Raw genomic sequence first — 23604 nt, 5'->3', positions numbered from 1 at the left:
GCGAAAGCAGGAACCCAGGGCGGTGATGAACCGCCGCCGGGCCCTGGGCTCCTGCTTTCGCAGGAGCACTGATGGGGATTAGGAGCCGGCCGCCCCCGGCGTCCAGAAACTCGCCGCACCGGCCGAGAGCTTCTCGATCGCCTCGCTGATGTGGCTGTCCTCGATGATCAGCGGCGGCAACACGCGCACGACATTCTCGCCGGCCGAGACCGTCAGCAGACCATGCCTGTCGCGCAGATGGGCGACGAAGCCGCGCGCATCCACTTCCGGCTTGAGCTTGAGGCCGAGCATGAGGCCAAGGCCGCGCACTTCCTCGAACACCTGGTCATGATTGGGAATGAGCTGCTCCAGTGCGCCGCGCAGCCGCTCGCCTTTCCTTGCAACCTCGTCGAAGAAGCCTGGCTCCAGCATTACGTCGAGGATGGCCATGCCCGCCGCCATGGCGAGCGGATTGCCGCCATAGGTTGAACCATGGGTGCCGAAGACCATGCCCTTGGCCGCTTCTTCGGTGGCAAGGCAGGCGCCGAGCGGGAAGCCACCGCCAATGCCCTTGGCAACTGCCATGATGTCCGGCTCGATGCCATAATGCTCGTGCGCAAAGAACTTGCCGGTGCGCCCATAGCCGCACTGCACTTCGTCCAGCACCAGCAGCAGGCCATGCTCGTCCGCCGCCTTGCGCAGGCCCTGAATGAACGCGGGCTTGCCGGCGGTGAGGCCGCCCTCGCCCTGCACTGTCTCGACCAGGAAGCCGGCGGTCTCGTCGTCGATCAGCGCCAGCGCGCCGTCGAGATCGTTGAACGGCACATAATCGAAACCGGGCAACAGCGGCTCGAAGCCATCGCGCATCTTGGGCTGATCGGTCGCGCTGATCGCGCCGAGCGTGCGGCCGTGGAAAGCGTTCTTGAACGTGATCAGCTTGTGCCGCTGCGGGTTGCCATTGGCATAATGATAGCGCCGCGCCGTCTTGATGGCGCACTCGACCGCCTCCGCGCCCGAGTTGGTGAAGAAGACGGTGTCGGCGAAGCTGTTGTCGACGATGCGCTGGGCAAGCACCTCACCCTGCGGCGAGCCGTAGAGATTTGAGACGTGCATCAGCGTCGCGGCCTGCTCGGCGATCGCCTTGACCAGATGCGGATGGCCATGGCCGAGCGCGTTGACCGCAATGCCCGCCGCGAAGTCCAGATAGCGCTCGCCGCGCTCGCCGATGAGATAGCAGCCTTCGCCGCGCACCGGACGCACATCGCACCGGGGATAAACGGGCATGAGCGGGGTGATCGACATAGGAAGGCTCCTTTCTCGCACGGTTTCCAGAAACGGAAAAAGGCGGCCCGTGCGAGGCCGCCATGTTCAGGGCGCCCCTATAGACGCGGCGAAGTAGCGAATCAATTACTCCCTTAACCCCTCCCTTTGAGGGATGGGGCTGGACGCGGCACTATGATCGCTGACGCTCGCTGCGAGCGATGCTGCGCCATCGCTACTCCCCCTGAAGGGGAGGGACTAGCTTTTGCTTTTGACCACCGCCGGCACGCCGACCGCCAGCGCGCCGGCCGGCACGTCGCTCATCACCACGGCATTGGCGCCGATCGCGGCATCGTCGCCGATCGTGACGCGGCCCATGATCACCGCACCCGCGCCGATATTCACCCGCTTGCCGATGATCGGCGCCTCGTTCAGTCGGTCGAGCGAGCGCAGGCCCAGCGTGCAGTTCTGGCGGATGATCGAGCCGTCGCCGATGATGCTGGCGCCATGCACGACGATGCCGCCCTGATGCTCGATGACGACGCCTCGGCCGATGATCACCGTGTAGGGAATTTCGATGCCATAGACGTTGCGGCAATGGCGAAAGCCGCACCGGTAGATCATGCTGAGCGGTGCGCGCAGCAGCTTGGAGCGGACGCCCATGCGCCAGTTGCCGAACCGGTGCCAGAAGAGCGTGCGAAAGCCCGGCCGCGTCCATTCGCAACCATGGGAGCGATAATCCTCCGCGACGAGCGCGCACATCTCCCGAAAACTGCTGGCCGCTATCATGCCGGCTTGCCCTCGCTCTGCCCGCGATATTCTATGAGGGCATTGGGGCCGCCGCGCCAGCGCTTCACATGGTAGCGTACCACGCCGCCGAACTGGGCAATCTTCCCCAGAACCATCCAGAAGCCGTAGAAGAGCGCGAAGTTCATCGGCGCGCCGCTGCGCCGCTTGCGCAGGGCAATGCGGGTCGCCTGCAGATAGAAGAGCGCGGCGACGGCCAGCGCGACGAGGCCCGCCGCGGCCGAGGGCACGATCAGGGCGACGAGCGCGGCGAGGATGAAGATCGCCGGCAGCACACCGCCCCACAGGATGATGCTGGGCACGGCACGGCGCCAGTCCGGGAAAGCATTGGCGCCATGGCGCGCGACATGTTCGGCATAGGCGAAGCCGGCACGGCGAGCGCGCAGCCACTGCTGGCGGGCATGATGCATATCCATGTCATGCAGGGTCATCTCGGCATCGATGCGGCGCACCTTCCAGCCCTCGAGGCCAAGGCGCAGGCATAGGTCCGGCTCCTCGCCGGCGATGAGATCGTCGCAATAACCATCGACCTGGCGAAGCGCGGCGAGGCGCATGAGCACATCGCCGCCACAGGTGCGCACGAGACCGACCGGCACGTTCCACTCGTCATCGCACAGCGCATTATAGGGGCTGGCCTGGGGGAAGCGCTCGCGGCGGCGGCCGAACACGGCGCACAGCTCCGGCTCCGCATCGAGCGCGCGGCGCGCCTCGTCGATCCAGCCGGAGGCCAGCTCGCAGTCACCGTCGACGAACTGGATATAATCGAGGCCGGGATGCTCGGCGGTGAGCCGCCGCCAGCCGGCATTGCGCGCCCGCGCCGCGGTAAAACCCTTCGCTGTCGAGAGGCGTTCGACGGTCATGCCAAGGCTCTCCGCGAAGGCGACGCTGTCGTCGGTCGAGCCGGAATCGACATAGACGACCGGGCAGCCCGCCGGCACACTGCGCAGGCAGCGCTTGAGGCGCTCCCCCTCGTTGCGGCCGATGGCGACGAGCCCGATTCGCGGCGCGCTCACGGCCCCGCTCATGGCAAGGTCCAGGCAGGCGCGCGGCCTGGCGGCTCATCCCAGCGAGGAATCGAGCGGCGACTGTCGCGCGCGCGCGGCCAAAAGCCGTGCTCCAGCGTCATCGACACCTCGCGTGGAATCGCGTCCGCGCGCCGGCCCCGCAGCGGGCGCAGCATCAGCGCAAGTGCGCGCCCCGCCAGCCAGGCGATATTGGCGAGGATGAGCCCGCCCCTGCCATAGACCAGCACGAAGAAGCGCCGCCGTGCCTCGAAGCGATAGGCGGGATAGGGCCGCACCGCGACCTGCTTACCGCTTGCCACGCCTGTCGCCGCGCCGGCGATGTGGGTCACGCGGCTCTCCGGCGCGAAGCGGAAGGTCCAGCCCATGCCGCCCATGCGGTGCATCAGCTCGACTTCTTCGAAATAGAGGAAGAAGCCATCGTCGAAGAGGCCGCTCTCCCGCAACGCGGCGCTGCGGAACATCACGCTCGCGCCAGTCAGCCACTCGGCGGGACCCGCTTCCTCGACGAGATCGGGCTTGATGCCGAGCAACCGGCCAAGCTTGGCGAGACCGCAACCGCGTACGAATTCACGCCCGACCGAGGGGAAGCGAAAGGCCGATCCAGCGAGCGTGCCGTCGGGCTCCAGCAGCCGGCTGCAGGCGGCGCCAAGCTTGGGATCGGCCCGGATCGGATCGAGCAGCGCCTTGATGGCGCCCGGCTCGACGACCGTGTCGGGATTGAGGAGGTGGATGAATTCGGGCGGATCGGCGCGCTGGAGCAGACGCAGCATCGCCTGGTTGTTCGCCCAGCCGAAGCCGCCGTTCAGATCCAGCGGGAGGACGCTGACCCAGTCCCGAAAGCTTTCCGCCGCGAAATGACCCGCCAGCGCCTCGGCCGAGCCATCCCCACTATCGCCGTCGACGACGACGACCTCGAACGGTCCCGCCGTCGCCCGCTCCTCCGCCAGCGCCTCGACGCAGCGGATCGCAAAGTCCGCCGTCCGATAGTTCACGGTCACGATCGCGAGGCTGGGATTGGGGAGATCGGCCATATGGCTCCGGATAAGTGATCGGGCGGAGACGGGCAACTGCGCGCCTTCCCCCTTATCTCCCATATGTTAACACGGGATGGGGGCGGAGTTCAGCGCCGGTGCAGCGCTGCCACCGATCGCGCCACGGACTGCATCAGCGCCCAGCGCTCCGGAATGGACACGGTCGTCTCGCCGATCATCACGGCGATCGCATAGCTGGTGCCGTCCGGCGCGGTCATGATGCCGACATCGTTGAAGCCGGTCGAACGTGGCGCCAGTTCCTGCCCGGTCCCGGTCTTGTGGAGATAGGTCCAGCCTTCCGGCACCCCGCCCTTGATGCGCTGCGGACCGGTCTTGGCCTCACCCATCGTGGTGAGCAGCAGCTGCGTCGAGGCGGGCGAGAGCATGTCGCCCTTCTTGAGCTTGGCGAGCGCCTTGACGATGGCGAGCGGGGCCGCGCCGTCGATCGGATTGGCGAGATAATTGTCGAGCGCCTTCTCGCGCACCGAGCGCGGCAGGTTCGCCCGCGCCGCGTAGAAGCGGCGGCCCATCGCCATGTCCTGCGACCAGGTGAGGCCGGCCGTATAGCTCTGCAGGGCGCGCTCGCCGGGGCCGAAACGAATCGCGTCGGGACTGAAGAAGCGCCGTGCCAGGAAGCCGCGCACCGTATCCGGCCCACCGATCGTGCGCAGGATCGAATCGTTCGCGGTGTTGTCGCTCTGCGTCATGGCGCGATAGAAGAGATCGCGCACCGTCGTCTTGTAACCGGTGTCGGCCTTCACCATCGCGGCGATCGGCTGGTGGAAGAGTGTGAGGTCCGTCGGGCGGATCGTCACCGGCGTATCGAGCGTCAGCTTGCCGCGATCGATCGCGTCGAACATGGCCATCGAGACCCAGAGCTTCGAGACGCTCTGCTGCGGGAAGAGGAGATTGCCGTTGTAGGAGATCGTCCAGCCCGCGTCGACGCGCTGGATGGCGATGCCGACCTTGCCGTTGAACTGCTTGCCGAGCTGCTGGATCGTCGCGACCAGAGCCGGCGACGGAGGCGCGGGCGCCTGCGCCAGATTGGCCATCGGCTGGCCAGGTTCCACAGCCTTGGGCGGCGCCGGCAAGGCGGGGCGGGGCGCGGCGGCGAGCTGCTGCGTCGCCGGAATCGCCGTGCAAGCGCCCGCGAGAGCGATCAGCCCTATCCCAGTCAGCAATGGCGTCAGGCGCCCCCGTCGTGCCACGAAACTTCCCTTAGCATTCATGCCCATAGTCTTGCACAAACAGCCTTAACAGAGGCCGAACGGGTGCAACCCGCCTGCGGCGATCCGAGTCTGATTTGCGGCGAACCGAATCGAAACCGGGAACCCGCCTAACCTTTGATTCAGATCAATGCCCGTCAGGTAAGAGCGCAGCAGAACAAGCGCATCGCACAGACAGGAGTCCGCGCCGTGAGCGCAAGATTTCCACAGGAGCAGTTCACCGCGACCAGTGCCGCGCCACGTCGCCCGCTTTAATTGAATCCGGCTCCTCTCCGAGCCCAATCCTGAGGGCGCGTCGCACAGGCTACGCGCCCTCTTCTTTGTCACGGCACTAACACCGTATCTGCGGCTTCCGGCAGCATCTCGGGATAATCCAGCGTGTAGTGCAGCCCGCGGCTCTCCTTGCGCTTCAAGGCGCAGCGGATGATCAGACGGGCGACTTCCAGCAGGTTGCGCAGCTCGATGAGATCGGCCGTGACGCGGAAATTGCCGTAATAATCGTCCACCTCCCTGGCCAGCAGGTCGGCGCGGTGCTGGGCGCGCTCCAGCCGCTTCGTGGTGCGCACGATGCCGACATAGTCCCACATGAAGCGGCGGATTTCCTTCCAGTTGTGGGTGACGATGACTTCCTCGTCGCTGTCGGTGACGCGGCTCTCGTCCCACGGGCGGATCAGCGGGGCGGCGGGCAGCGCATCCCAGTTGGCGCGGATATGATTGGCGGCCGCCTCGCCGAACACGAAGCATTCGAGCAGCGAGTTGGAGGCGAGGCGATTGGCGCCGTGCAGGCCGCTCTCGGTCACCTCGCCGGCCGCATAGAGGCCGGGCAGATCGGTCTTGCCGTCGAGATCGATGACCACGCCGCCGCAGGTATAATGCTGCGCCGGGACGACCGGGATCGGCTCCTTCGTGATGTCGATGTCGAGATCGAGCAGCCGCGCGTAGATGGTCGGGAAATGCTCCTTGATGAATTCCGGCTCCTTGTGACTGATGTCGAGATGGACATAGTCGAGGCCGAGCCGCTTGATCTCATGGTCGATGGCGCGGGCGACGACGTCGCGGGGCGCGAGCTCGCCGCGCTTGTCGAACCGGTCCATGAAGCGTTTGCCGCCGCCGGGCACGCCGGGCGGGAGCTTCAGCTTGCCGCCCTCGCCGCGCATCGCCTCGGTGATCAGGAAGTTCTTGACCTCGAGATTGTAGAGGCAGGTCGGGTGGAACTGCATCATCTCCATGTTGGAGACGCGGCAACCGGCGCGCCAGGCCATGGCGATGCCGTCGCCGGTGGCGCCGCGCGGCGCGGTTGAGAAGAGATAGGTGCGCCCCGCCCCACCCGTCGCGAGAATAGTCGCGCGGGCGACGAAGGCATCGACACGGCCCGCCTTCTGATTGAAGGCATAGACGCCCCAGACATGGCCATCGCCCGAATAATGCTCGCCATGGCGCGAGGTGATGAGGTCGATCGCGACCATATCCTCCTGCAGCGTGATGTTCGGGTTGGCGCGTGCGGCCTTGAGCAAGGCCTTCTGCACCGCCGCGCCGGTGGCATCGTCGACATGGACGATGCGACGGTGCGAGTGGCCGCCCTCGCGCGTCAGATGCCAGCGCTCGCCGAATTGCTCGCCGTCATTGAACGGCACGCCGAGCGCCGCCAGCCGCTCAATCGCCGCTGGCGCCTCGGACACGACGAACTCGACCGTCGCGCGATCGTTGAGCCCCGCGCCCGCGATCATCGTGTCCTCGACATGCGCCTCGAAGCTGTCGCCCGCGTCCAGCACCGCCGCGATGCCGCCCTGCGCCCAATTGGTCGAGCCGCTGTCGAGCGCGCCTTTGGCAAGGACGAGCACCTTGCGGTCCTGCGCGAGATTGATCGCCGCAGTGAGGCCGGCGGCGCCGGAGCCGATAATGACGACGTCGTGAGTGGAGATTGTCATGGGTCTTCTCTCCCCCTCCCGCAGGCGGGAGGGGGCTGGGGGGTGGGCAGGTCCAGCGCCTGCAAAATGGAAAGGAGCACGCCTTCGAGGTTCGCCATTACATCTGCATTCTGAAAACGCAGGACGCGATAGCCACGAACGACCAAATAGATGTCCCGCTGCGCATCCTCATCCTGCCGAACATCATGGGATGTTCCGTCGAGCTCCACAACCAGCTTGTGCTCCCGACAGAGGAAGTCCGCAAAGAACGGACCGATCGGGATCTGGCGGCTGAACTTGTGGCCGCCGAGCTGGCGGGCCTTCAGGCTCTGCCAAAGCAACCGTTCAGGTGGGGAGGCGTCGTTTCTGAGGTCTTGCGCCCGGTCCGTATTTCGCGACCGGAAGGTCCGCTGCCCACCCCCCGGCCCCCTCCCACCTGCGGGAGGGGGAGCGTCCGGCAAATCCTCCCTCAAGCCGCCGCCCGGGTGAGCGTCAGGAACACATCCTCCAGGTCGGGGTCGTGCGTGCTCACGTCGACGATCGCGAAGCCCTCGCTCTGGACGAGGTTCAGCACCTCGCCGGCGGTGGCGCGGTTCTTGAGATAGGTGATCTTGAGGCTGCGCTCGCCGCTCTTCTCGATCTTCTCGAACTGGGGATGCGCCGGCAGGGTCGCGAGATCGCGATCGACGGTCACCTCGACCACCTTCTCCTGCGCCATGTTGACCAGCTCGCGGGTCGGCTTGTCGGTGATCAGCTTGCCATGGTTGATGATCGCGATGCGATCGCACAGCTCCTCGGCCTCCTCGAGATAATGGGTCGTCAGCACGATCGTGACGCCGCCCTCGTTCAGCCGCCGCACATAGGACCAGAGCTGTTGTCGCAGCTCGATGTCGACGCCCGCGGTCGGCTCGTCCAGCACCAGGATCGGCGGCGAGTGGACCATCGCCTTGGCGACCATCAGGCGCCGCTTCATGCCGCCCGAGAGGGTGCGCGAATAGGCATGCGCCTTGTCCTCGAGATGAACGGCGCGCAGCAGCTCTATCGAGCGGCGCTCCGCCTTGGGCACGCCATAATAGCCGGCCTGGATCTCCAGCGTCTCGAGCGGGGTGAAGAAGGGATCGAACAGGATCTCCTGATTGACGATGCCAATGGAGTTGCGCGCGTTGCGCGGATTGGCGTCGATGTCGAAGCCCCAGATGCGCGCACTGCCGCTGGTCTTGTTCACGAGGCCGGCGAGGATGTTGATGATCGTCGACTTGCCGGCGCCGTTCGGCCCGAGCAGGCCCATGATCTGGCCGCGCGGGACGGTGAGATTGACATGGTCGAGCGCGACCTTGCCGCCGGCGTAGGTCTTGCACAGGTCGGTGATCTGGATGGCCGCGTCCGTCATGAGCCGGTCCTTAGAGCAATGCGTAGCGAATGGAAACGGGTCGCCGGAACTTCACGAACATCGCACATATGAAGCATGGCGAATTTTTATAAAATCTTTTCTCTTCAGAGGCTTGAACATTCTCTTCTTAGCATGGTTTTTCGCGCGTAGGACAGGGCCTCAGACAGCGCGCACGAGGGCACAATAACGCGCCGCGTCGGCGAACTCCGCACGGCGGCGGGCGAGGCGCTCGGCGGCCTGCCAGTCCTCGCCCCATTGCTCGATCTGCCACAGCTCGTCGAGGCTGGCGGCGTCGAACAGGCCGGACGCGTCGATCGCGCCATCGAGATGCGCCAGCGTGCCGACGAGACTGCCGCCGATCTGCGTCAGCGTCGCGACGCCGGCCAAAAGCCACGGATCGAGCCCCTCGACCGCGCCGCGCAGGGCCGCAAGCGTGCGCGCCGGCTGGTCGACCGGAACGATGCCCGAAGTGACGGTGAAGGCGACGCCCAGTTGCGCCCGCGCCCAGTCCAGCAGCGAGTCCCACGCCGCCGCCTGCCGCGCGACCAGTTCCTCGGGATCGTCGGCCCGGTAGCAGAGCAGGTCGCTCTCGGCATAAGCGGCGATCTGGCCGCGAAAGTCGCCGAGTGCGGGAAGCACCCGATCGATCGTGGCATTGGCGAAGCCGGTCATCGGCATGGTGCCCGGGTCGATCTCCTCGCCCTGCGCATCCCATTCCGCAACGATGGCGCCGGCCAGCGCCTCACCCGGCACCACGAGCAAGGCGCGCGCCGGGGTGCGCACCGCCCGCCCGTCGAGCCGGATCGCCCAGCGGCCCTCGTCCGCGACCGCTTCCGCCGTCTTCCAGAAACGCTTCACGGCTTCTCGCGCGGCGTGGCGAAGGCGCGCGCCAGCATGCGCGGCACGATGAGGAACTGGATGAAGCCGACGGTCGAGACGATGATGCCCATCCATTTGGCCTTGTCGCCCTGCACGAAGGCGAAGCGCTGCAGCGAGATGGCGATGCCGAAGGCGAGGATGAACGCGCCCGACAGGCGGAACAACCCGATCATCAGGAAGCGCTGCTTCGCCAGCGCCTCGCGGTGCGCGGCCGCTTCGGGGGTCTCTGGCGGCATCTCAGGAGGCGTCTGGTCGCTCATGGCAGGCCGATATGGCGGCCGGGCGCGATCCTGTCCATGGCGACATCGTGATTCAGAGCTACGCACTCTCCAGGTTCACGCCGGCGGGCATCACCGGCGTACCATCGTCATCATCCCTGCGGCGCGCGCCGAGCGTTTTGCCAAGATTCCGGCCCGGCTCCTCGATCAACCGGCAAGACAGATGGGCCGCGACGAGCACACCCGCAAAAAACACGGCGACCAGCAGGCCGTAGAGCAGCGGGTCGCTGGTCAGCCGGGTCTCGCCGCCAACGGACCTCACGAGATCGAGGCCGGTGAAGCGCGCCCCGACGCTCAGGACGTTGAGATAGCGCCACAGCAGGAAGCCGTGGATCATGTAGATGGAATAAGAAAGCGTGCCCAGCATCACGAAGGGCGCTCGCCCGAGCAGGCGACTGACGATGCCGCGCTGGCGCGAGAAGATCACCACCACCAGGAAGAAGACCAAGGGCGCAGCGAGCGACAGGCGGGTGACGCCGGCCACCCAGACGAAAGCGACGCACAGCGCGACCATCGCCAGTTCGAGGGCATCATCCACCCATGGCGCGTTCGACCGCTCGCGCAGGCGCGCCGGCAGCTTCCAGCACAGCAGACCCATCGCGAAGCCATACAGGCAACGCGCCAACGCGCCGTCATGCCCGACGTTGATGTTGCGATCGGTCAGCACGGCGAGATACGGCGGCACCGCCAGGGCGACCAGGATGCACAGCGGCACGGTGAGGCGCGGCAGTAGCTTCATCACGCCGGCGAAGATGAGATAGGTCCAGAACTCGGCGGCATTCGACCAGCTCGGCCCGTTCCACGGCGTGGCGTCACGCCCGAAAAAGATCTGCACCAGGAACAAGGCGGAGATGAAGGAGGGAAGCGAATAGCTGCCCTCGAAAGGCCGCCGCCCCGCGCCGCCCGGCGCGAGCAGCGCGAAGCCAACTTCGAAAGCCAGATAGATCAGCAGCATGACCAGATGCAGCGGATAGACGCGGAAAAAGCGCAGCGTCATGTAGCGCTTCAGCGCATAACCGTCGGCGAGGCGCTGGCCGTAGCTTGACCCGATGACGAGGCCGGAAAGCACAAAAAAGAAGTCGACGAACAAGCCACCGTGCCGGATGACCGGGAGCTGCGCGAAGGCGCTGCCGCTGGGAATATGATATAGAATCACCATGCAGGCGCAGATGCCGCGCAGGCTGTCGAGCGCAACATAGCGATGCCGTGGCGCTGAAATCGCCAAGCTCATGAATTCCCCCCGCCATCGGCATGAAGGATCATGCCAATTCACCCCGTCGTCGTCATGGAGGATAAGGTTAATATCGCGCAAAGATAGCGGCCCGCGAACCGACGTCAGGGTGCGAGATCGGCGCTCATGGCAGGCCGATATGGCGGCCAAGCTCCGCCGAGTCCATCGCCACGCTTGCGGCGCCGGCCGCGAACAGCTCGCCCGGCGGATGATAGCCCCAGCCGACCCCGAGCGCGCGCACGCGGGCGGCTTGGGCCATCATCATGTCGAAGCTGGTGTCGCCGATCATCACGGCATTGGCGCGATCGACGCCGGTCTCGGCCAGCGCCGTCTCGATCATCGAGGGATGCGGCTTGGAGGGATGATGGTCGGCGGTCTGCAGCGTGACGAAATGGCTGGTCAGATTATGCGTGGCGAGGACATGGCGCAGGCCGCGGATCGACTTGCCGGTGGCGACGCCGAGCAGCCAGTCCTCCGCCACGAGCCGGTCGAGCAGCGGCGCGATGCCGTCATAGAGCGGATCGAACGCCGCGCCGCTCTCGCGGATGCGGACATTATAAGTGCGATAATGTTCCCGCACCGCCAGCACCAGAGCAGGCGACGCCTCCGGCGCCAGTCGCGCGATTGCCTCCTGCAGCGACAAGCCGACGATCGAGAGGATCTGCGCGCGGGAGGGCGGCGGCACGGACTCCGCCGCGAAGGCATGCTCCATCGCCGCGACGATCGCGTGCTGGCTGTCGACGAGCGTGCCGTCACAATCGAAAATGGCGAGGCGCAGGGACATGGGCCGCGTCATAGCGGATGGGCGCGGGGATGCCAGAGGGGAGAAGGTGGAAGCGTGGTTTGTTCAAAAGGGGGGTGCGGGGTCGCCAAACGCGAGCACTCCCAATTAACCATTCAACTGGCCGAATGCACGGCTGGGCCGAAACCCATTGTCGCTCTCCCGGCGCTCGGGTTGGGACATTTTGCGGGGGTCAATGATGGGAGAAATCAGATGTCGCAAGCTTTGAAGAAACTCGTTCCCGTGTGCGCCGTATTGGCGACGTCCCTGGGTCTGGGCGGGTGCGCCACCAAGGATTTCGTGCGTGAGCAGGTTGCCACGGTGAGCCAGCGCGTCGATGCGCTCGAGGCGAAGCTGGCGGCGACGGACGGCACGGCGAAACAGGCCCTGGGTGAGGCGCAATCCGCCGCCGGTCAGGCCCAGAACAATGGCCAGCGCATCGATCAGCTCAATGCCCGTGTCGATGGCATCGAGCAGAAGATGCAGGAGAACCAGCGCAAGCGCGCGCGCAATTAAGATCCCAAACCTGCTACCGCAGATCGGATATTGCTATTATGTCGTGTCGGCGCTCTTCCGGGCGCCGACATTCCCCTGAGTGCATCTCTCGATGATCAAAGCTGTTTGGGCGCTTGCCGGGCTTGCGCTGTTCGTCCCGATACCAGCGCTGGCGGCGATGGACGCTCGGCCTTCGGCATCGGCGACGGCTGAGATAAGTTCGGCGAAAGCGCCTGATCATCCCGCACGGGACAGGTCGCCGGCCGCCTCGCGCGTGATCGACTGGATCGCGTCCTCCGGGGACAACAGGTCGCTGCCCTATATCGTCGTCGACAAGACGGCAGCCGCGGCCTTTCTCTTCGATGCCCAAGGGAACATCCTCGCCGACGCGCCGGTGCTAATCGGCATCGCGGTCGGCGACGAGGCCACGCCCGGCATCGGCGCCAAGAGCCTTGCCGAGATCGGCCCCGCGGAAAAGACGACGCCGGCCGGTCGCTTCCTGGCGAAATTCGGGTTGGCGGCGGGCAGGCAGAAAGTACTCTGGGTCGATTACGCCACGTCCGTCGCCATGCATCCGATCCCGAAGGCAAACCCGAAGGAGAAACGGCGCCAGCGGATGCTGTCGCCGACGCCGGACGACAACCGCATCACCTTCGGCTGCATCAACGTGCCGCTGGCCTTCTACAACAAGGGGGTTCGGCCCCAGTTCCAGAAGAAGGGCGGCTATGTCTATGTCCTGCCCGACACGAAGGCGCTCGAAGACGTCTTCCCGCCCCTGCATGCGCGGCCGCTGCTGACCGACGCCACGCACTGAGGTCCGGGCGATCCGCTCAGTTGCGGATGATCGCCCCGTTGTCGTCCGCCTGCGGACCGGCGGTCACGCTGATCGTGTGGACCTGCCGGATCTTGCCGTCGACGAAGCGGAAGACGTGGCTGTCCGGCGCGCCGCTCGTCGAATTACCGAAGCGGCAGAAGACATTGATGACGCCCATCTGCGTGTCGATCAGATAGTCGCGATTGACGATGTAGAGCACGCCGGGCGGGATGCCGATGTTGCATGAAGCGTCCGGCTTGCCATCGCGATTGGTGTAGGCGCCGCCCTCCAGCCGCGCGCAGGGCGTGCCCCAGGGGATGTCGGTATACTTGTCGCTGAACGCGTCGAGATAGGCATTGGCGCCACGGATCAGCTCGGCGGGCGCGGTCCGCTGCGCGGCGGGGAGCGGCTTCCAGTCCTCGGCGCTGGTATATTTGAGATAGGCATTGGCATTGAACAGCCAGTCGCCCTTGTCGGTGACGAGGCTGTCGAGGCGGATGACCTTGCCATTGTGCATATAGAGCCGGGTGCCGATCACATAGGGATGGCCGCCCTGCGTCACGATGATCTCGGTGAAGCTCTTGCAGCGCGTCTCGTCGTGGAAGCTCTGCGCGTGCGCGACGGGGAGCGCGGTGTTCCACAGGCCGGCGCTCTTCTCGACCGTCGCCATATTCTCGAGGAAATGCGCCTTGTCATCGAGCGGCAGGCCGGCGAGGCTGCCCGCCTGCTGGCCCGCGACATAGGCGTCGGTCGCTTTGACCAGCTCCGCGCGGGTGCAGCTCGGATGGTCCTGCAGCGGGGCATAGGGGCTGGGCGGCGTGGGCGTCTGAGCGAGGGCCGGAGCGGTCGCCAGCAGGAGCGATCCGATGACAAGGCCCATCCTGATCATGATGTCTCTCCCTCTGCCCTGCCGGCGTCGATGCGCCTGACGGGGTGAAGCTATCAGCGGGCCGGGCCGGCGGAAAGAGGTTGGTTGATCATATCAACGAATCGTGCCGCTGCGGCGCGTAGGCCAATGCAACCTTCCCTCGAAAGCAACGAGAATTTCCTGCTCAGTGACACGAAGCCTTGCTTGGACGGATGGTACGGACCTCATCGCTGGATGCTCGTTGAGGATTATTTTTGAGCTTCACGTCAGGCGTTGGCGGATAAGCCATCAAACGGCCATCGTCGAACCAGCGGAATTTTACAGAATCCCCGATCAAGGAGTTCCAAGGCTGCAGGTCGAGATTGGGTAGGAGATATTCGTACCGACAGGACGGCGATTTCACGAAAATTCTCTGACTTTCGTCAGGTGCAGGAAAGGTCGCGTGAAAGCTGAGGCCCGGAACAATGGTCTCGGTCTGAGAACCAAGGGAGATTTGGATCTTTTTCGCGCCCGCATTCATGATCTCCAAGCCGAGCTTGAGCCTGCATGCCTCAAGAAGGACGAAGAGCAAGGTCGACATGATGAGTAGTCGCGCCTTCATATCTGTCTGCTCAGAAGGACATTCCGGATCATCGCTTCGCTCTATGCTGCATCACCCGCGCCGGGGTTTGGGCGGGCCGCTGCGGGAGGGCGTCGGCTTGCCGGCGGCCGGGCGGGATCGCGCGGGCTTCGCCGGGCCGGTCCTGGCCTTGGCGCCGGGCTTCGCGGAGGGCGCCTTGCCGTCCGCCCGCTTGCCGCTCGGGGGCTTGCCGCCGCTGGCGCCGCCACCCGACCGGCCACGCCGCTCGCCGCGCCGCGCCTTGCGCAGATCCTTGGCATGGGCGGTCGAGGCGCGTTTCTCCATCGCCTTCTTCTCGCCGCCGCTGGGCTTGATCTTGTCCTCCAGCGGCAGATCGCCCTCGCTCTCCTCGAAGCCGAGGCTCGCCAGCGTCTCGGCGAAATGGCTGGGCAGATCGGCGATCACGTCGAGCGGTGAGCCATCCGGATGGTCGATGCGCAGACGGCGGGCGTGGAGATGCATCTTGCGGCTGATCGAACCGGAGAGGAAGGCGTCCTTGCCGCCATATTTGCCGTCGCCGACGATCGGGAAGCCGATCGCGGCGAGATGGACGCGGATCTGGTGGGTGCGGCCGGTGAGCGGCTGCAGTTCGAGCCAGGCGGCGCGATTGCCGGCGCGCGAGATGACGCGATAGCGCGTCCGCGCGGGCATGCCCTCGGCCTCGTCGACATGCATCTTCTCGCCGCCCGAGCCCGGCTGCTTGGCGAGCGGCAGGTCGATCATGCCGTCATTGACGGGGGGCACGCCGACCACGATTGCCCAATAGACTTTCCGCGCCGTGCGCGACGAGAAACTCTTGGCAAAATGCGCGGCCGCCCGGGCCGAGCGCGCGAGCAGGAGCGCGCCGCTGGTGTCCTTGTCGAGCCGGTGGACGAGGCGCGGCCGATCGTCGCGCTCGAACATCAGCGCATCGAGCAGGCCGTCGACATGCTCGTGCGTCTTGGTGCCGCCCTGCGTGGCGAGGCCGGGGGGCTTGTTGATGACCAGCGCATGCGCATCGCGGTGGATGACGAGACTCTCGGCAAAGTCCATCTGGTCCTGGGTGAGCGGCTTGCGCGCGATCGTCTTGCGGCCGGACGTCGTTGCCACCGGTTCGAGCGGTGGCACGCGCAGCTGCTGGCCCTCGGCGAGGCGATCGCCCGGGGTGGCGCGCGCGCCATCGACGCGCAACTGCCCGGTCCGCGCCCAGCGCGACACGACGGCGAAAGTGACGTCCGGCATGTGCCGCTTGAACCAGCGATCGAGCCGGATGCCGTCATCATCGGCCTGCACGGTGAACTGGCGGACGGCGGCGGGATCGCCTGCCTTGCTCTTGCTCATGCCGTCGCACCCCGCATGATCGCGAGGCCGAGCGCCAGCGCGCCGACCGAGGCGATGACCGAGACGAGGACATAGCCGAGCGCGCCGAGCGCATCGCCGCGCTCCAGCATCAGCATGGTTTCGAGGCTGAAGGACGAGAAGGTGGTGAAGCCGCCGAGAATACCGACCGCGAAGAAGAGGCGGATCTGCTCGCCGCTCGCGCCCTGATAGCGCATCGCGAGGAAGCCCGCGACGAGCCCCATGACGAAGCCGCCGATGACATTGGCGCCGAGCGTGCCCCAGGGATAGCCCGGCCCGATCAGGCGCAGGCTGGCCATGCCGAGCAGGTAGCGCAGCACCGCGCCGATGCCGCCGCCGATGAGGACGAGGAAGATGTTGGTCATGCGAGAGGCCCTAGCCGCTTTTGGGCGAAGTGGGAATGTCTCGTTCTTGCGCCCGAGCCGCCCGCTGGCTAGAGATCGCGCGGACCTGCCTTCATGGGCAGCCGCTTTCGCCATCAGCCATCGGATCGCCGGTATGACCGCTCCCAGCTTGCGCGCAGACTGCACGCGGTGCGCCGCGCTCTGCTGCATCGGGCTGGCGTTCGACCGGTCCGCGCTGTTCGCCATCGACAAGCCGGCCGGCGAGCCATGCCCGAACCTTCGCGCGTCCGGCCTGTGCGGCATCCACGATGCGCTGGCGGACCGGGGCTTCCAGGGCTGCATCGACTATGACTGCCACGGCGCCGGCCAATATGTGACGCAGGCATTGTTCGGCGGGCGCTCCTGGCGCGACGACCCGCAACTGCTCAAGCCGATGATGGCGGCGCTCACGGAGGTGAAGGCCGCCCATGAGACCCGGATGCTGGTCGCGGCGGCGCAGATGCTTGCGCTGCCCGAGGCGGAGCGGCGCGCGCTCGATGCGTTCGCCGCGCAACTGGCGCCGACGCCGGGCTGGACGCGGGAGGACATTGCGAGCGGGGCGGTGCGCGATCTGGTCGCGCAGGTCCGACGCTATTTTCTCCGCCTCAGGGCCTATGCCGCCGGGGCGCGGGGCGATCCAGAAGCGATCTAGGCGTCAGGCGCTTTTCCGGCGGGGGCCGATCCACTGTTCAGCCGGCCCGATCTCATGAAAGGTCGCAAGCGTGTCGACATCGGCCATGCGCTTGATCTGCATCGCGAGGAGGGCGGTCGCGCAGACCACCGCGACGCGATCGGCAGCGCGATAGATGCGCCCCGTCCACTCGCGCACGACGGCGGCGGTTTCGGCGGTCTGGACGGCTGCCGCATGCAGATCGACGAGGACGCGCACCGCGCCATGCTCACGCCGGATCTTGAGGATCGCCCGCTCAAGATCGCGAAAATGCGTCGCGGCGCGTTCGGCCGACCACATGCCGGCACCCGAGACCGTCACGAATCCGTCGGCAAGATCCGCCTCGAAGGAGAGATGACCGTACATAGGTGCTGCTACCCTATCATGTCGCCATTATCTATCATGGTAGCTATTTCGGAACGATAAAGGTCGCGTGCCTCACTGGGCGTTGGCGACGACATCAACCTCGCTCTGGCCGTTGGCGAGGCGGCGGGCGAAGACGATATAGGCCGCGCCCTTGGGATTGGTGCCGCCGAGCTGATGCTCGCCATTGCTCACCAGATGCTCGCCGTCGTAACCGGCGCGGCGCGCCAGCGTGTAATAATAGTCGATGATCGGATCGATGCCGGTCGCGGTGGTGAAGCTGATGATGCGCAGCGTGCAATGCGCCTCATCGACACCCGCCGCCTCGGCCAGCTTCGCGCCGGGATAGACGCGGAACGCCTCGGGCATGCGGTCCGCCCACTCATTGCCATATTTGACGTTTTTCGCGCAGGGGCTGCCACCCTGGCCCGATGCGCTCGCGCTGCCCGCGAGGTCGCCCAGGGCATGCCCGGCCGGCGCGACATGCTTGGTCTCGACCGCCGCCGGCGCCTTCTCGATGCGTCCGCCCGCCGCAGCGAGCGCGATCGCCTCATCAGCATCGCCCGCCCCATTGACCATATTGTCCGCGCCATTGGTGAGCTTGGCATCGAGATCGGCGAGATTGTCGGCCTGCGTGCGCGGCTGACAGGCCGAGAGCAAGGCAAGGCTGGCGACAAGACAGATGGACCGCAGCGAGGCAGACATGGCGATAGGCTCCAGGAAGATAATCGCCGTGCCTATGCCAAAAAAGCCTTAACAGAGCGCTAGGATCGACGAGCGCCCGCGTCCCGCCGCCGCACGGCGAGCGCTGCACCAGCGATGATAATGGCGAGGCAGGCCAGCTCGATCCCGGCACTGAGGCTGAGCGGCAAGCCAGGCACCAGCCGCAGCCCGAGCATCGCGTCGAGGCCGTGCAACGAGATGGCTTTGAGCAACGCGAGCGCGAGCAGGGCGGACGTCGCGAGCGCCACGGCGCGGATCGGCCAGGTCGCGCGGCGCAGAAGGATAAGGAGCCCGGCCATGAGCAGGGCGGCACCGAGCAGGATGCCGATCGCCGCCTCGCGTTGCGGCGTCTCACGCCGATCGTACCATTGCCCGGCCTCCGCCAGCCCACGGACCATGTCGGTCACGCGGTCGAGCAACGCAAACTGCCGATCGATCGCAAGCAATCCGATCGTCAGCATGGTCACCTTCCAGAAAGCGGGCGCGCGGCGCAGGGGCCGCGCGCGCCAGACGAGGATCAGGGCGAGGAGATAAACAGCGACAGCAATCTCACGAGTCACGGTCGCTGCGACCGGTGCGCGTCAGCCCGCGACGGGCATCAGGCGCTTCTCGCCGGCAAGGCGCATCATCGCGCGCTGGAGCTTCTCGAAGGCGCGCACCTCGATCTGGCGAACGCGCTCACGCGACACGCCGTAGACCTGGCTGAGCTCTTCAAGCGTCTTGGGCTCCTCGGCGAGGCGGCGCTCCTGCAGGATATGCTTCTCGCGATCGTTGAGGTCGTCCATCGCGTCGAGCAGCATGGAGTGGCGCAGGTCCGTCTCCTGGGCGTTGGCGATACGCTCGTCCTGCAGCGGGCCTTCGTCCGCCAGCCAGTCCTGCCACTGCCCTTCGCCATCCTCGTTGACCGAGACGTTGAGCGAGGTGTCGCCGCCCATCGCCATGCGCCGGTTCATCGAGATGACGTCGTCGGTCGAGACGCCGAGATCGGTGGCGATCTTGGCGACGTCATCGGGATGCAGATCGCCATCCTCGAACGCTTCGAGATTGTTCTTCATGCGGCGCAGGTTGAAGAAGAGCTTCTTCTGCGCGGCGGTCGTGCCGATCTTGACCAGGCTCCACGAGCGCAGGATGAATTCCTGGATCGAGGCGCGGATCCACCACATGGCATAGGTCGCGAGACGGAAGCCGCGCTCCGGCTCGAACTTCTTCACGCCCTGCATGAGGCCGATATTGCCTTCGCTGATCAGCTCGGCGACCGGCAGGCCATAGCCGCGATAGCCCATGGCGATCTTCGCCACGAGACGCAGATGGCTGGTCACGAGACGGGCGGCGGCCTCGGGGTCGCCATGCTCCTGATAGCGCTTGGCGAGCATATACTCTTCCTCGGGCTTCAGGATCGGGAACTTGCGAATCTCCGACAGATAGCGGTTCAGACTGGCATCGCCGCCAAGCGCCGGGATCGTCGCGGGGACATTGCTACCATTACTCACGGATTTGGCCTTTCGCAGGACGCGACAAGAGAGGGGTCATCACGTCGACTCTTATACACTTAGATGGCTGAACAGTTGCTGCATGTCATCCGCAATTGGACTTTCAAAGCTGAGAGTCTTGCTTGTGACGGGATGAATGAACCCGAGTTTCACGGCATGCAGCGCCTGCCGGTGAAACCCCAGTTGCGCAAGCAGGGGGCGATGCGGGCCACCCCGGCTGTAAACCGGATCGCCCAGCAGCGGATGGCCGATATGCGCCAGGTGAACGCGGACCTGATGCGTGCGGCCGGTCTCCAGCCGGCATTCCACCAGCGCCGCGCGATCGAGCGGCTCCAGCGTGCGGTAATGCGTCACGGCATGCTTGCCGCGCCCTTCGCGTTGGACCGCCATCTTCTTTCGGTCGCCGTCCGAGCGGCCGATCCACTGGTCGACCTTGCCCGAGGATGGACTGGGCCGGCCATTGACGATCGCCAGGTAGCGCCGTTCGATGCTGTGATCCTTGAACTGCTTCGCCAGCCCCTCGTGCGCGATGTCGCTCTTGGCCACGACGAGCAGCCCGGACGTATCCTTATCGATGCGATGGACGATGCCGGGCCGCGCCACGCCGCCGATGCCGGAGAGCTGCCCCGCGCAATGATGCAGCAGGGCGTTCACCAGCGTGCCGTCGAGATTGCCGGCGGCGGGATGGACGACCATGCCGGCAGGCTTGTCGATGACGATGAGGTGCTGGTCCTCATAGGCGATGACGAGATCGATCTCCTGCGCCACCGCCTCGGCCGGGGTCGCCTCGGGAATGGCGAGCGCGAACGCCGTGTCGGCCTTCACCTTGAGCGACGGATCGCTGACCGCCCCGCCGCCGGGGCCGGTGACATGGCCCTGCAGGATGAGGGCCTTCACGCGCTCGCGCGAAAGATCGGGAAACAGGGTCGCGAGCGCGCGATCCAGGCGCGAACCCGCGAGCGCTGGCGTGATTTCCGCCGAAAGACTGACAACCCCCTCAACCACAGGTAGAATGTGGGGATGAGCCTCCTCATTTCAACCGTGCAGCTTCGCGCAATTCATGCACATGCGGATGCAGAAAGCGCACGGGAGTGCTGCGGTCTGCTGCTCGGTGATCGCATGACGGGCATGGTGCGGGCGGTTCGGTCGGCGGCCAATGTCGCCGCGCATCCCGCGCATCGTTTCGAGATCGATCCCGCCGTGCTGATCGCCGCGCACCGCGCCGCGCGCACGGGCGGACCGGCCATCATCGGCCATTACCACTCGCATCCCACGGGCGATTCCCTGCCGTCCGCGACCGATGCGGCGATGGCCGAGCGAGGCGGCGAGATCTGGCTCATCGTCGGCGGTGACGGCGCCATCCGCGCCTGGCGGGCCGGCCCCTCCGGCGCGCTGCACGGATGCTTTGACGCGGTGGACGTGACGATCGTACCGCATCCCGACCTTGCGCCGTCCCGCCCGCAGGGGCATTAGGACCGGGCCTTACCCTATAAGAGGATGCCCGATTTTGGCACAATCCCCCGATCCCATCGACTTCGCCAGCCTTCTCTGCTCGCGCCTTTGCCATGACCTGCTGAGCCCCGTGGGCGCGCTCAACAACGGCCTTGAATTGCTCGCGGTCGAGACCGACCCGCAGATGCGCGAGCAATGCTTCGGGCTGCTCGGCGACAGCGCGCGCACCACGGCGGGCAAGCTCAAATTTTTCCGTTTGGCGTTCGGCGCCGCCGGGGGATACGGCGAGGCGATCCCGGTGCATGAGATCCGCAACGCGGTCGAGGGCATGTTCCCGGCCGGCGGCAAGCTGTCGCTCGAGTGGATGATCGACAGCGACGCACTCTCCAAGCCGGCCGCCAAGCTGCTGCTCAATCTGGTGCTGATGACGGGCGAGGCGCTGCCGCGCGGCGGCGTGATCGCGATCGGCGCGGAAGAGCGCGGCGGCGTCACCGAGATTGCGGTGCGCGGCGAGGGCGCGAAGCTGATCTTCGATCCCGCTATCCGCGCGGCGGTCGAGGGCAGCTCGGGCGAGGTCACGACCCGCACGGCCGCCGCCTTCATGATCCGCACCATCGCCGAGCAATGCGGCGGGCAGATTCTGATCTCAGCGCCCGAGGATCCCTTCCTGATGTTCGGCGCGAGTCTTCCGGCGCGCTGATAACAGGCGATTTTTTTCGCCAAATGGGAACTAGGCGACAGTTGACGCATTATATGAACGGGACCGCTGCTCGGCAATCTCCCACGGCCAGGCGGCGGCCCCTTTCAAGACCTTGGTTCCGGAACCGGGAGTCCTATTGGAAGTGATCGCTGAAAGAGCGCGATAGCCGCGCCCTGACACTGCGCTCGTCCGAACGCGTGAGGAAGAGCGGATAGAGCGAGCGGCAATTGGCGCTCGGGGCACGCCCGGCATATTCGCTGATGCGCGTCGCGATGTCCGCCACCTTGAGCCACATGAGCTGCGCGGGCGCGCCGACGCTCTCATTTTCCTTGAGCCCGCCGATCGGCGTGAAGCCCAGCATCGCCTCATAGAAGCGGCGATGGCGCGGATTGACCTCGATGAACAGGTCCGTGCAACGGTGGCGCCTCTTGCCGTAGATGAAGACGATGTGGAACAGCGAGGCCATCAGCTTGCGCGAGGGCATCTCGGTGTCGAACGCCAGCTTGGTCAGCTCGCACACGCGCGCGCCGGGTACGCGGCGAAAACTGTTGATCTCGTCGCGGAAGATGCGGTCCGCCGCCAGCCCACCATCGGCATCGACCGCCAGCGTGATCGTGCCGACGGTCTGGTCGTCCAGGCTGGCGAGGAAGGTCGAGTGCCGCTCGGACGCGGGAATGACATGATCGCAGCCATAGCCGCGCCAGTCATACATTTTGTTGATCAGCATCCGCGCCAGATCGCGGTCCGCCGCGCAGGTCGCGAGGCGCACGTCGAGCCGCCGCTCGACGCTCTCGCCAGGCATCACGACATGATCGAAATAGATGCTGTCGCGGCCCGAGGGACGCGGAAACTCGGAGAAAACCTGCCCAGCAAAGCGCTGCCGGTGCTGCAACATGAGCGACATGGGACGACCCTCGATCTCAGTCGGTCGGCACGGGACATCGCTTTGCAAGGCGGCAAGCCCGGCAAATGGATCGTGACGGTGAACGAAGCCCCCGTTCCCCCGACTGTCTATTGTTAGACCGCCGCCCGGTCCATCCGAGCCGCGCGGCCATGCAGGGATCGACCCGCGCCCGTCGCCATCAAGGTCTGTTCTATGCGAGCAGAGGATTTTTGCCCTTGCACCGCAGCATATAAACCAGTCGCAAGGTTAATTTTCTATTTCGGATATGCCTTCGCACGGCGAAGCGTGGCGATGTTGAGACCAGCCATTCTGTATGCGCAAAAATGACCTATTTCCGCGCTTTTTGAGGCCACTAGTGCACATTATATATGTGCACTAGTGCGCACGAAAACGGGCCGTCGCAAGCGACGGTCCGTTTCCGCTGAGGTGGGTCTCCCGATTAGGAGAAGGCGACCCTGACCGACCGGCGACGCACCGCCGCGCCGAGCACCGCAAAGCCGCCCACCATCATGGCCCACTGCGCCGGCTCGGGCACGGCCGTGAAGGTCGCCGTGCCGGTATAGAGACCGGAACCGGTCACATTGCCCTTCACCTGGATCGTGTTCAGGCCGAAGGCGAAGATCGGGATACCGCCGACCGACCTCGACTGGCCGTTCGGCTCATCGATCAAGGCGTAGGACACGCCGTTGATGATCAGATCCGTGATCACCAGCTTGTTGGTCGATCCGTTCGAGAAGCTCGTCGAAATCGACCCGCTGCCGAAGCCATTCTGCGGGATCGTGAACTCGAACGTGTCGTCGAACGCGCCGGTCGCGCCGAACGAGGCGAAGAAGAGTGCCGTGATCGAAGGTGTAAACGGCGTACCGTTGGTGATCTGAAAATTCGGATCACCGACATGATACACCGTCGCCTGGGCCGCTGGAGCCCAAGCAAGCGCGAACGCGGCTGCGGTCGCCATTGCAAGCTTATTCATCTGATTATCTCCCATCTC

General features: G+C 65.8%; 28 protein-coding genes. 5 read left to right on the top strand and 23 right to left on the bottom strand.

From position 1 onward, the window contains the following. Nucleotides 1-78 precede the first annotated feature (78 nt). The 12 genes from KK488_RS18460 to KK488_RS18405 all read right to left on the bottom strand — a co-directional run bounded on the left by KK488_RS18460 (nt 79) and on the right by KK488_RS18405 (nt 11797). Entirely contained in the window at nt 79-1281 is a 1203-nt protein-coding gene (locus KK488_RS18460; RefSeq protein WP_214625175.1) for an aspartate aminotransferase family protein, read from the bottom strand. Nucleotides 1282-1497: 216 nt separating this feature from the next. Continuing rightward, entirely contained in the window at nt 1498-2028 is a 531-nt protein-coding gene (locus tag KK488_RS18455) for a serine O-acetyltransferase (protein WP_250890713.1), read from the bottom strand. Then, entirely contained in the window at nt 2025-3059 is a 1035-nt protein-coding gene (locus tag KK488_RS18450; protein WP_349356931.1) for a glycosyltransferase family 2 protein, read from the bottom strand. The genes KK488_RS18455 and KK488_RS18450 overlap by 4 nt, the downstream gene beginning before the upstream one ends. Nucleotides 3060-3067: 8 nt before the next feature. After that, nucleotides 3068-4102 carry a glycosyltransferase family 2 protein gene (locus KK488_RS18445; RefSeq protein ID WP_214625173.1) on the bottom strand — a complete coding sequence of 345 codons (1035 nt, stop codon included), beginning with the start codon at nt 4100-4102 and terminating at the stop codon, nt 3068-3070. Between the two features lie 89 nt (nt 4103-4191). Further along, complete coding sequence (locus KK488_RS18440; RefSeq protein WP_214625172.1) at nt 4192-5331, bottom strand: serine hydrolase; 1140 nt, start codon at nt 5329-5331, stop codon at nt 4192-4194. Between the two features lie 320 nt (nt 5332-5651). Beyond that, entirely contained in the window at nt 5652-7256 is a 1605-nt protein-coding gene (nadB, locus tag KK488_RS18435) for an L-aspartate oxidase (RefSeq protein WP_214625171.1), read from the bottom strand. Next, nucleotides 7253-7576 carry an endonuclease domain-containing protein gene (locus KK488_RS18430; protein WP_250890711.1) on the bottom strand — a complete coding sequence of 108 codons (324 nt, stop codon included), beginning with the start codon at nt 7574-7576 and terminating at the stop codon, nt 7253-7255. The genes nadB and KK488_RS18430 overlap by 4 nt, the downstream gene beginning before the upstream one ends. Nucleotides 7577-7704: 128 nt before the next feature. Beyond that, nucleotides 7705-8625, bottom strand: a complete 921-nt coding sequence (locus tag KK488_RS18425) for an ABC transporter ATP-binding protein (protein WP_214625169.1) — start codon at nt 8623-8625, stop codon at nt 7705-7707. 159 nt (nt 8626-8784) lie between these two features. Beyond that, on the bottom strand, nt 8785-9483 hold the full coding sequence (locus KK488_RS18420) for an ATP12 family chaperone protein (RefSeq protein ID WP_214625168.1): 699 nt from the start codon (nt 9481-9483) through the stop codon (nt 8785-8787). After that, entirely contained in the window at nt 9480-9764 is a 285-nt protein-coding gene (locus KK488_RS18415) for a hypothetical protein (protein WP_214625167.1), read from the bottom strand. The genes KK488_RS18420 and KK488_RS18415 overlap by 4 nt, the downstream gene beginning before the upstream one ends. A 58-nt stretch (nt 9765-9822) precedes the next feature. Beyond that, complete coding sequence (locus KK488_RS18410; protein ID WP_214625166.1) at nt 9823-11013, bottom strand: acyltransferase family protein; 1191 nt, start codon at nt 11011-11013, stop codon at nt 9823-9825. Between the two features lie 124 nt (nt 11014-11137). Next, the gene (locus KK488_RS18405) at nt 11138-11797 is read right to left on the bottom strand and encodes an HAD-IA family hydrolase (protein ID WP_214625165.1); all 660 of its coding nucleotides are present in this window, start codon (nt 11795-11797) and stop codon (nt 11138-11140) included. Between the two features lie 210 nt (nt 11798-12007). On the opposite strand from KK488_RS18405, the gene KK488_RS18400 reads away from it, so the two are divergent. Both KK488_RS18400 and KK488_RS18395 read left to right on the top strand, forming a co-directional pair. Continuing rightward, on the top strand, nt 12008-12310 hold the full coding sequence (locus tag KK488_RS18400; protein ID WP_214625164.1) for a hypothetical protein: 303 nt from the start codon (nt 12008-12010) through the stop codon (nt 12308-12310). A 91-nt stretch (nt 12311-12401) separates the two neighbouring features. Beyond that, nucleotides 12402-13103, top strand: coding sequence for a hypothetical protein (locus tag KK488_RS18395; RefSeq protein ID WP_214625248.1), 702 nt, complete (start codon nt 12402-12404; stop codon nt 13101-13103). 16 nt (nt 13104-13119) lie between these two features. On the opposite strand, the gene KK488_RS18390 is transcribed toward KK488_RS18395, so the two are convergent. From KK488_RS18390 to crcB, 4 genes are all read right to left on the bottom strand, one after another. After that, complete coding sequence (locus KK488_RS18390) at nt 13120-13992, bottom strand: DUF8021 domain-containing protein (protein ID WP_214625163.1); 873 nt, start codon at nt 13990-13992, stop codon at nt 13120-13122. 163 nt (nt 13993-14155) lie between these two features. Continuing rightward, on the bottom strand, nt 14156-14551 hold the full coding sequence (locus tag KK488_RS18385; RefSeq protein ID WP_214625162.1) for a hypothetical protein: 396 nt from the start codon (nt 14549-14551) through the stop codon (nt 14156-14158). Between the two features lie 72 nt (nt 14552-14623). Next, nucleotides 14624-15910: an RluA family pseudouridine synthase gene (locus KK488_RS18380; RefSeq protein ID WP_214625161.1), complete on the bottom strand. Its 1287-nt coding sequence runs from the start codon at nt 15908-15910 to the stop codon at nt 14624-14626. Beyond that, nucleotides 15907-16293 (bottom strand): fluoride efflux transporter CrcB, encoded by a 387-nt coding sequence (gene crcB, locus KK488_RS18375; protein WP_214625160.1) that lies wholly within the window; start codon nt 16291-16293, stop codon nt 15907-15909. The genes KK488_RS18380 and crcB overlap by 4 nt, the downstream gene beginning before the upstream one ends. Before the next feature lie 133 nt (nt 16294-16426). Between crcB and KK488_RS18370 the strand changes: the two genes are divergently transcribed. After that, nucleotides 16427-16963: a hypothetical protein gene (locus tag KK488_RS18370; protein WP_214625159.1), complete on the top strand. Its 537-nt coding sequence runs from the start codon at nt 16427-16429 to the stop codon at nt 16961-16963. 3 nt (nt 16964-16966) lie between these two features. Here the strand turns inward: KK488_RS18370 and KK488_RS18365 are convergent, their stop codons facing one another. The 5 genes from KK488_RS18365 to KK488_RS18345 form a co-directional block, all read right to left on the bottom strand. Then, nucleotides 16967-17347: a hypothetical protein gene (locus KK488_RS18365; RefSeq protein ID WP_214625158.1), complete on the bottom strand. Its 381-nt coding sequence runs from the start codon at nt 17345-17347 to the stop codon at nt 16967-16969. Between the two features lie 72 nt (nt 17348-17419). Next, nucleotides 17420-18049 (bottom strand): hypothetical protein, encoded by a 630-nt coding sequence (locus KK488_RS18360; protein ID WP_214625157.1) that lies wholly within the window; start codon nt 18047-18049, stop codon nt 17420-17422. Between the two features lie 59 nt (nt 18050-18108). Further along, on the bottom strand, nt 18109-18627 hold the full coding sequence (locus KK488_RS18355; RefSeq protein ID WP_214625156.1) for a hypothetical protein: 519 nt from the start codon (nt 18625-18627) through the stop codon (nt 18109-18111). A 21-nt stretch (nt 18628-18648) separates the two neighbouring features. Beyond that, nucleotides 18649-19557, bottom strand: a complete 909-nt coding sequence (gene rpoH, locus KK488_RS18350; RefSeq protein ID WP_214625155.1) for an RNA polymerase sigma factor RpoH — start codon at nt 19555-19557, stop codon at nt 18649-18651. A gap of 51 nt (nt 19558-19608) precedes the next feature. Further along, nucleotides 19609-20562, bottom strand: coding sequence for an RluA family pseudouridine synthase (locus KK488_RS18345; RefSeq protein ID WP_214625154.1), 954 nt, complete (start codon nt 20560-20562; stop codon nt 19609-19611). 15 nt (nt 20563-20577) lie between these two features. Here KK488_RS18345 and KK488_RS18340 point away from each other — a divergent pair, with 15 nt between their 5' ends. Both KK488_RS18340 and KK488_RS18335 read left to right on the top strand, forming a co-directional pair. Continuing rightward, the gene (locus KK488_RS18340; protein ID WP_214625153.1) at nt 20578-21030 is read left to right on the top strand and encodes a M67 family metallopeptidase; all 453 of its coding nucleotides are present in this window, start codon (nt 20578-20580) and stop codon (nt 21028-21030) included. 34 nt (nt 21031-21064) lie between these two features. After that, nucleotides 21065-21709: a histidine phosphotransferase family protein gene (locus KK488_RS18335; protein ID WP_214625152.1), complete on the top strand. Its 645-nt coding sequence runs from the start codon at nt 21065-21067 to the stop codon at nt 21707-21709. A 133-nt stretch (nt 21710-21842) separates the two neighbouring features. Here KK488_RS18335 and KK488_RS18330 read toward each other — a convergent pair whose 3' ends face one another. Further along, nucleotides 21843-22613, bottom strand: a complete 771-nt coding sequence (locus KK488_RS18330) for an N-acyl amino acid synthase FeeM domain-containing protein (RefSeq protein WP_214625151.1) — start codon at nt 22611-22613, stop codon at nt 21843-21845. Nucleotides 22614-23052: 439 nt separating this feature from the next. Continuing rightward, nucleotides 23053-23586: an FxDxF family PEP-CTERM protein gene (locus KK488_RS18325; protein WP_214625150.1), complete on the bottom strand. Its 534-nt coding sequence runs from the start codon at nt 23584-23586 to the stop codon at nt 23053-23055. Between the last annotated feature and the right edge of the window lie 18 nt (nt 23587-23604).

It is taken from the genome of Sphingobium nicotianae, assembly GCF_018603885.1.
In the GTDB taxonomy this organism is placed as follows: domain Bacteria; phylum Pseudomonadota; class Alphaproteobacteria; order Sphingomonadales; family Sphingomonadaceae; genus Sphingobium; species Sphingobium nicotianae.
This window is presented reverse-complemented; position numbering and strand designations above follow the sequence as displayed.

What these genes read in the sequence shown, in the direction of transcription:
- KK488_RS18385 (WP_214625162.1), bottom strand. Translation starts at nt 14,551, where the DNA reads ATGTCGACCTTGCTCTTCGTCCTTCTTGAGGCATGCAGGCTCAAGCTC.
- KK488_RS18460 (WP_214625175.1), bottom strand. Translation starts at nt 1,281, where the DNA reads ATGTCGATCACCCCGCTCATGCCCGTTTATCCCCGGTGCGATGTGCGT.
- KK488_RS18360 (WP_214625157.1), bottom strand. Translation starts at nt 18,049, where the DNA reads ATGTCTGCCTCGCTGCGGTCCATCTGTCTTGTCGCCAGCCTTGCCTTG.
- KK488_RS18425 (WP_214625169.1), bottom strand. Translation starts at nt 8,625, where the DNA reads ATGACGGACGCGGCCATCCAGATCACCGACCTGTGCAAGACCTACGCC.
- KK488_RS18455 (WP_250890713.1), bottom strand. Translation starts at nt 2,028, where the DNA reads ATGATAGCGGCCAGCAGTTTTCGGGAGATGTGCGCGCTCGTCGCGGAG.
- KK488_RS18370 (WP_214625159.1), top strand. Translation starts at nt 16,427, where the DNA reads ATGACCGCTCCCAGCTTGCGCGCAGACTGCACGCGGTGCGCCGCGCTC.
- KK488_RS18405 (WP_214625165.1), bottom strand. Translation starts at nt 11,797, where the DNA reads ATGTCCCTGCGCCTCGCCATTTTCGATTGTGACGGCACGCTCGTCGAC.
- crcB (WP_214625160.1), bottom strand. Translation starts at nt 16,293, where the DNA reads ATGACCAACATCTTCCTCGTCCTCATCGGCGGCGGCATCGGCGCGGTG.
- KK488_RS18340 (WP_214625153.1), top strand. Translation starts at nt 20,578, where the DNA reads ATGAGCCTCCTCATTTCAACCGTGCAGCTTCGCGCAATTCATGCACAT.
- KK488_RS18325 (WP_214625150.1), bottom strand. Translation starts at nt 23,586, where the DNA reads ATGAATAAGCTTGCAATGGCGACCGCAGCCGCGTTCGCGCTTGCTTGG.
- KK488_RS18415 (WP_214625167.1), bottom strand. Translation starts at nt 9,764, where the DNA reads ATGAGCGACCAGACGCCTCCTGAGATGCCGCCAGAGACCCCCGAAGCG.
- KK488_RS18390 (WP_214625163.1), bottom strand. Translation starts at nt 13,992, where the DNA reads ATGATCAGGATGGGCCTTGTCATCGGATCGCTCCTGCTGGCGACCGCT.
- KK488_RS18380 (WP_214625161.1), bottom strand. Translation starts at nt 15,910, where the DNA reads ATGAGCAAGAGCAAGGCAGGCGATCCCGCCGCCGTCCGCCAGTTCACC.
- KK488_RS18445 (WP_214625173.1), bottom strand. Translation starts at nt 4,102, where the DNA reads ATGGCCGATCTCCCCAATCCCAGCCTCGCGATCGTGACCGTGAACTAT.
- KK488_RS18330 (WP_214625151.1), bottom strand. Translation starts at nt 22,613, where the DNA reads ATGTCGCTCATGTTGCAGCACCGGCAGCGCTTTGCTGGGCAGGTTTTC.
- KK488_RS18400 (WP_214625164.1), top strand. Translation starts at nt 12,008, where the DNA reads ATGTCGCAAGCTTTGAAGAAACTCGTTCCCGTGTGCGCCGTATTGGCG.
- KK488_RS18410 (WP_214625166.1), bottom strand. Translation starts at nt 11,013, where the DNA reads ATGAGCTTGGCGATTTCAGCGCCACGGCATCGCTATGTTGCGCTCGAC.
- KK488_RS18440 (WP_214625172.1), bottom strand. Translation starts at nt 5,331, where the DNA reads ATGAATGCTAAGGGAAGTTTCGTGGCACGACGGGGGCGCCTGACGCCA.
- KK488_RS18365 (WP_214625158.1), bottom strand. Translation starts at nt 17,347, where the DNA reads ATGTACGGTCATCTCTCCTTCGAGGCGGATCTTGCCGACGGATTCGTG.
- nadB (WP_214625171.1), bottom strand. Translation starts at nt 7,256, where the DNA reads ATGACAATCTCCACTCACGACGTCGTCATTATCGGCTCCGGCGCCGCC.
- KK488_RS18395 (WP_214625248.1), top strand. Translation starts at nt 12,402, where the DNA reads ATGATCAAAGCTGTTTGGGCGCTTGCCGGGCTTGCGCTGTTCGTCCCG.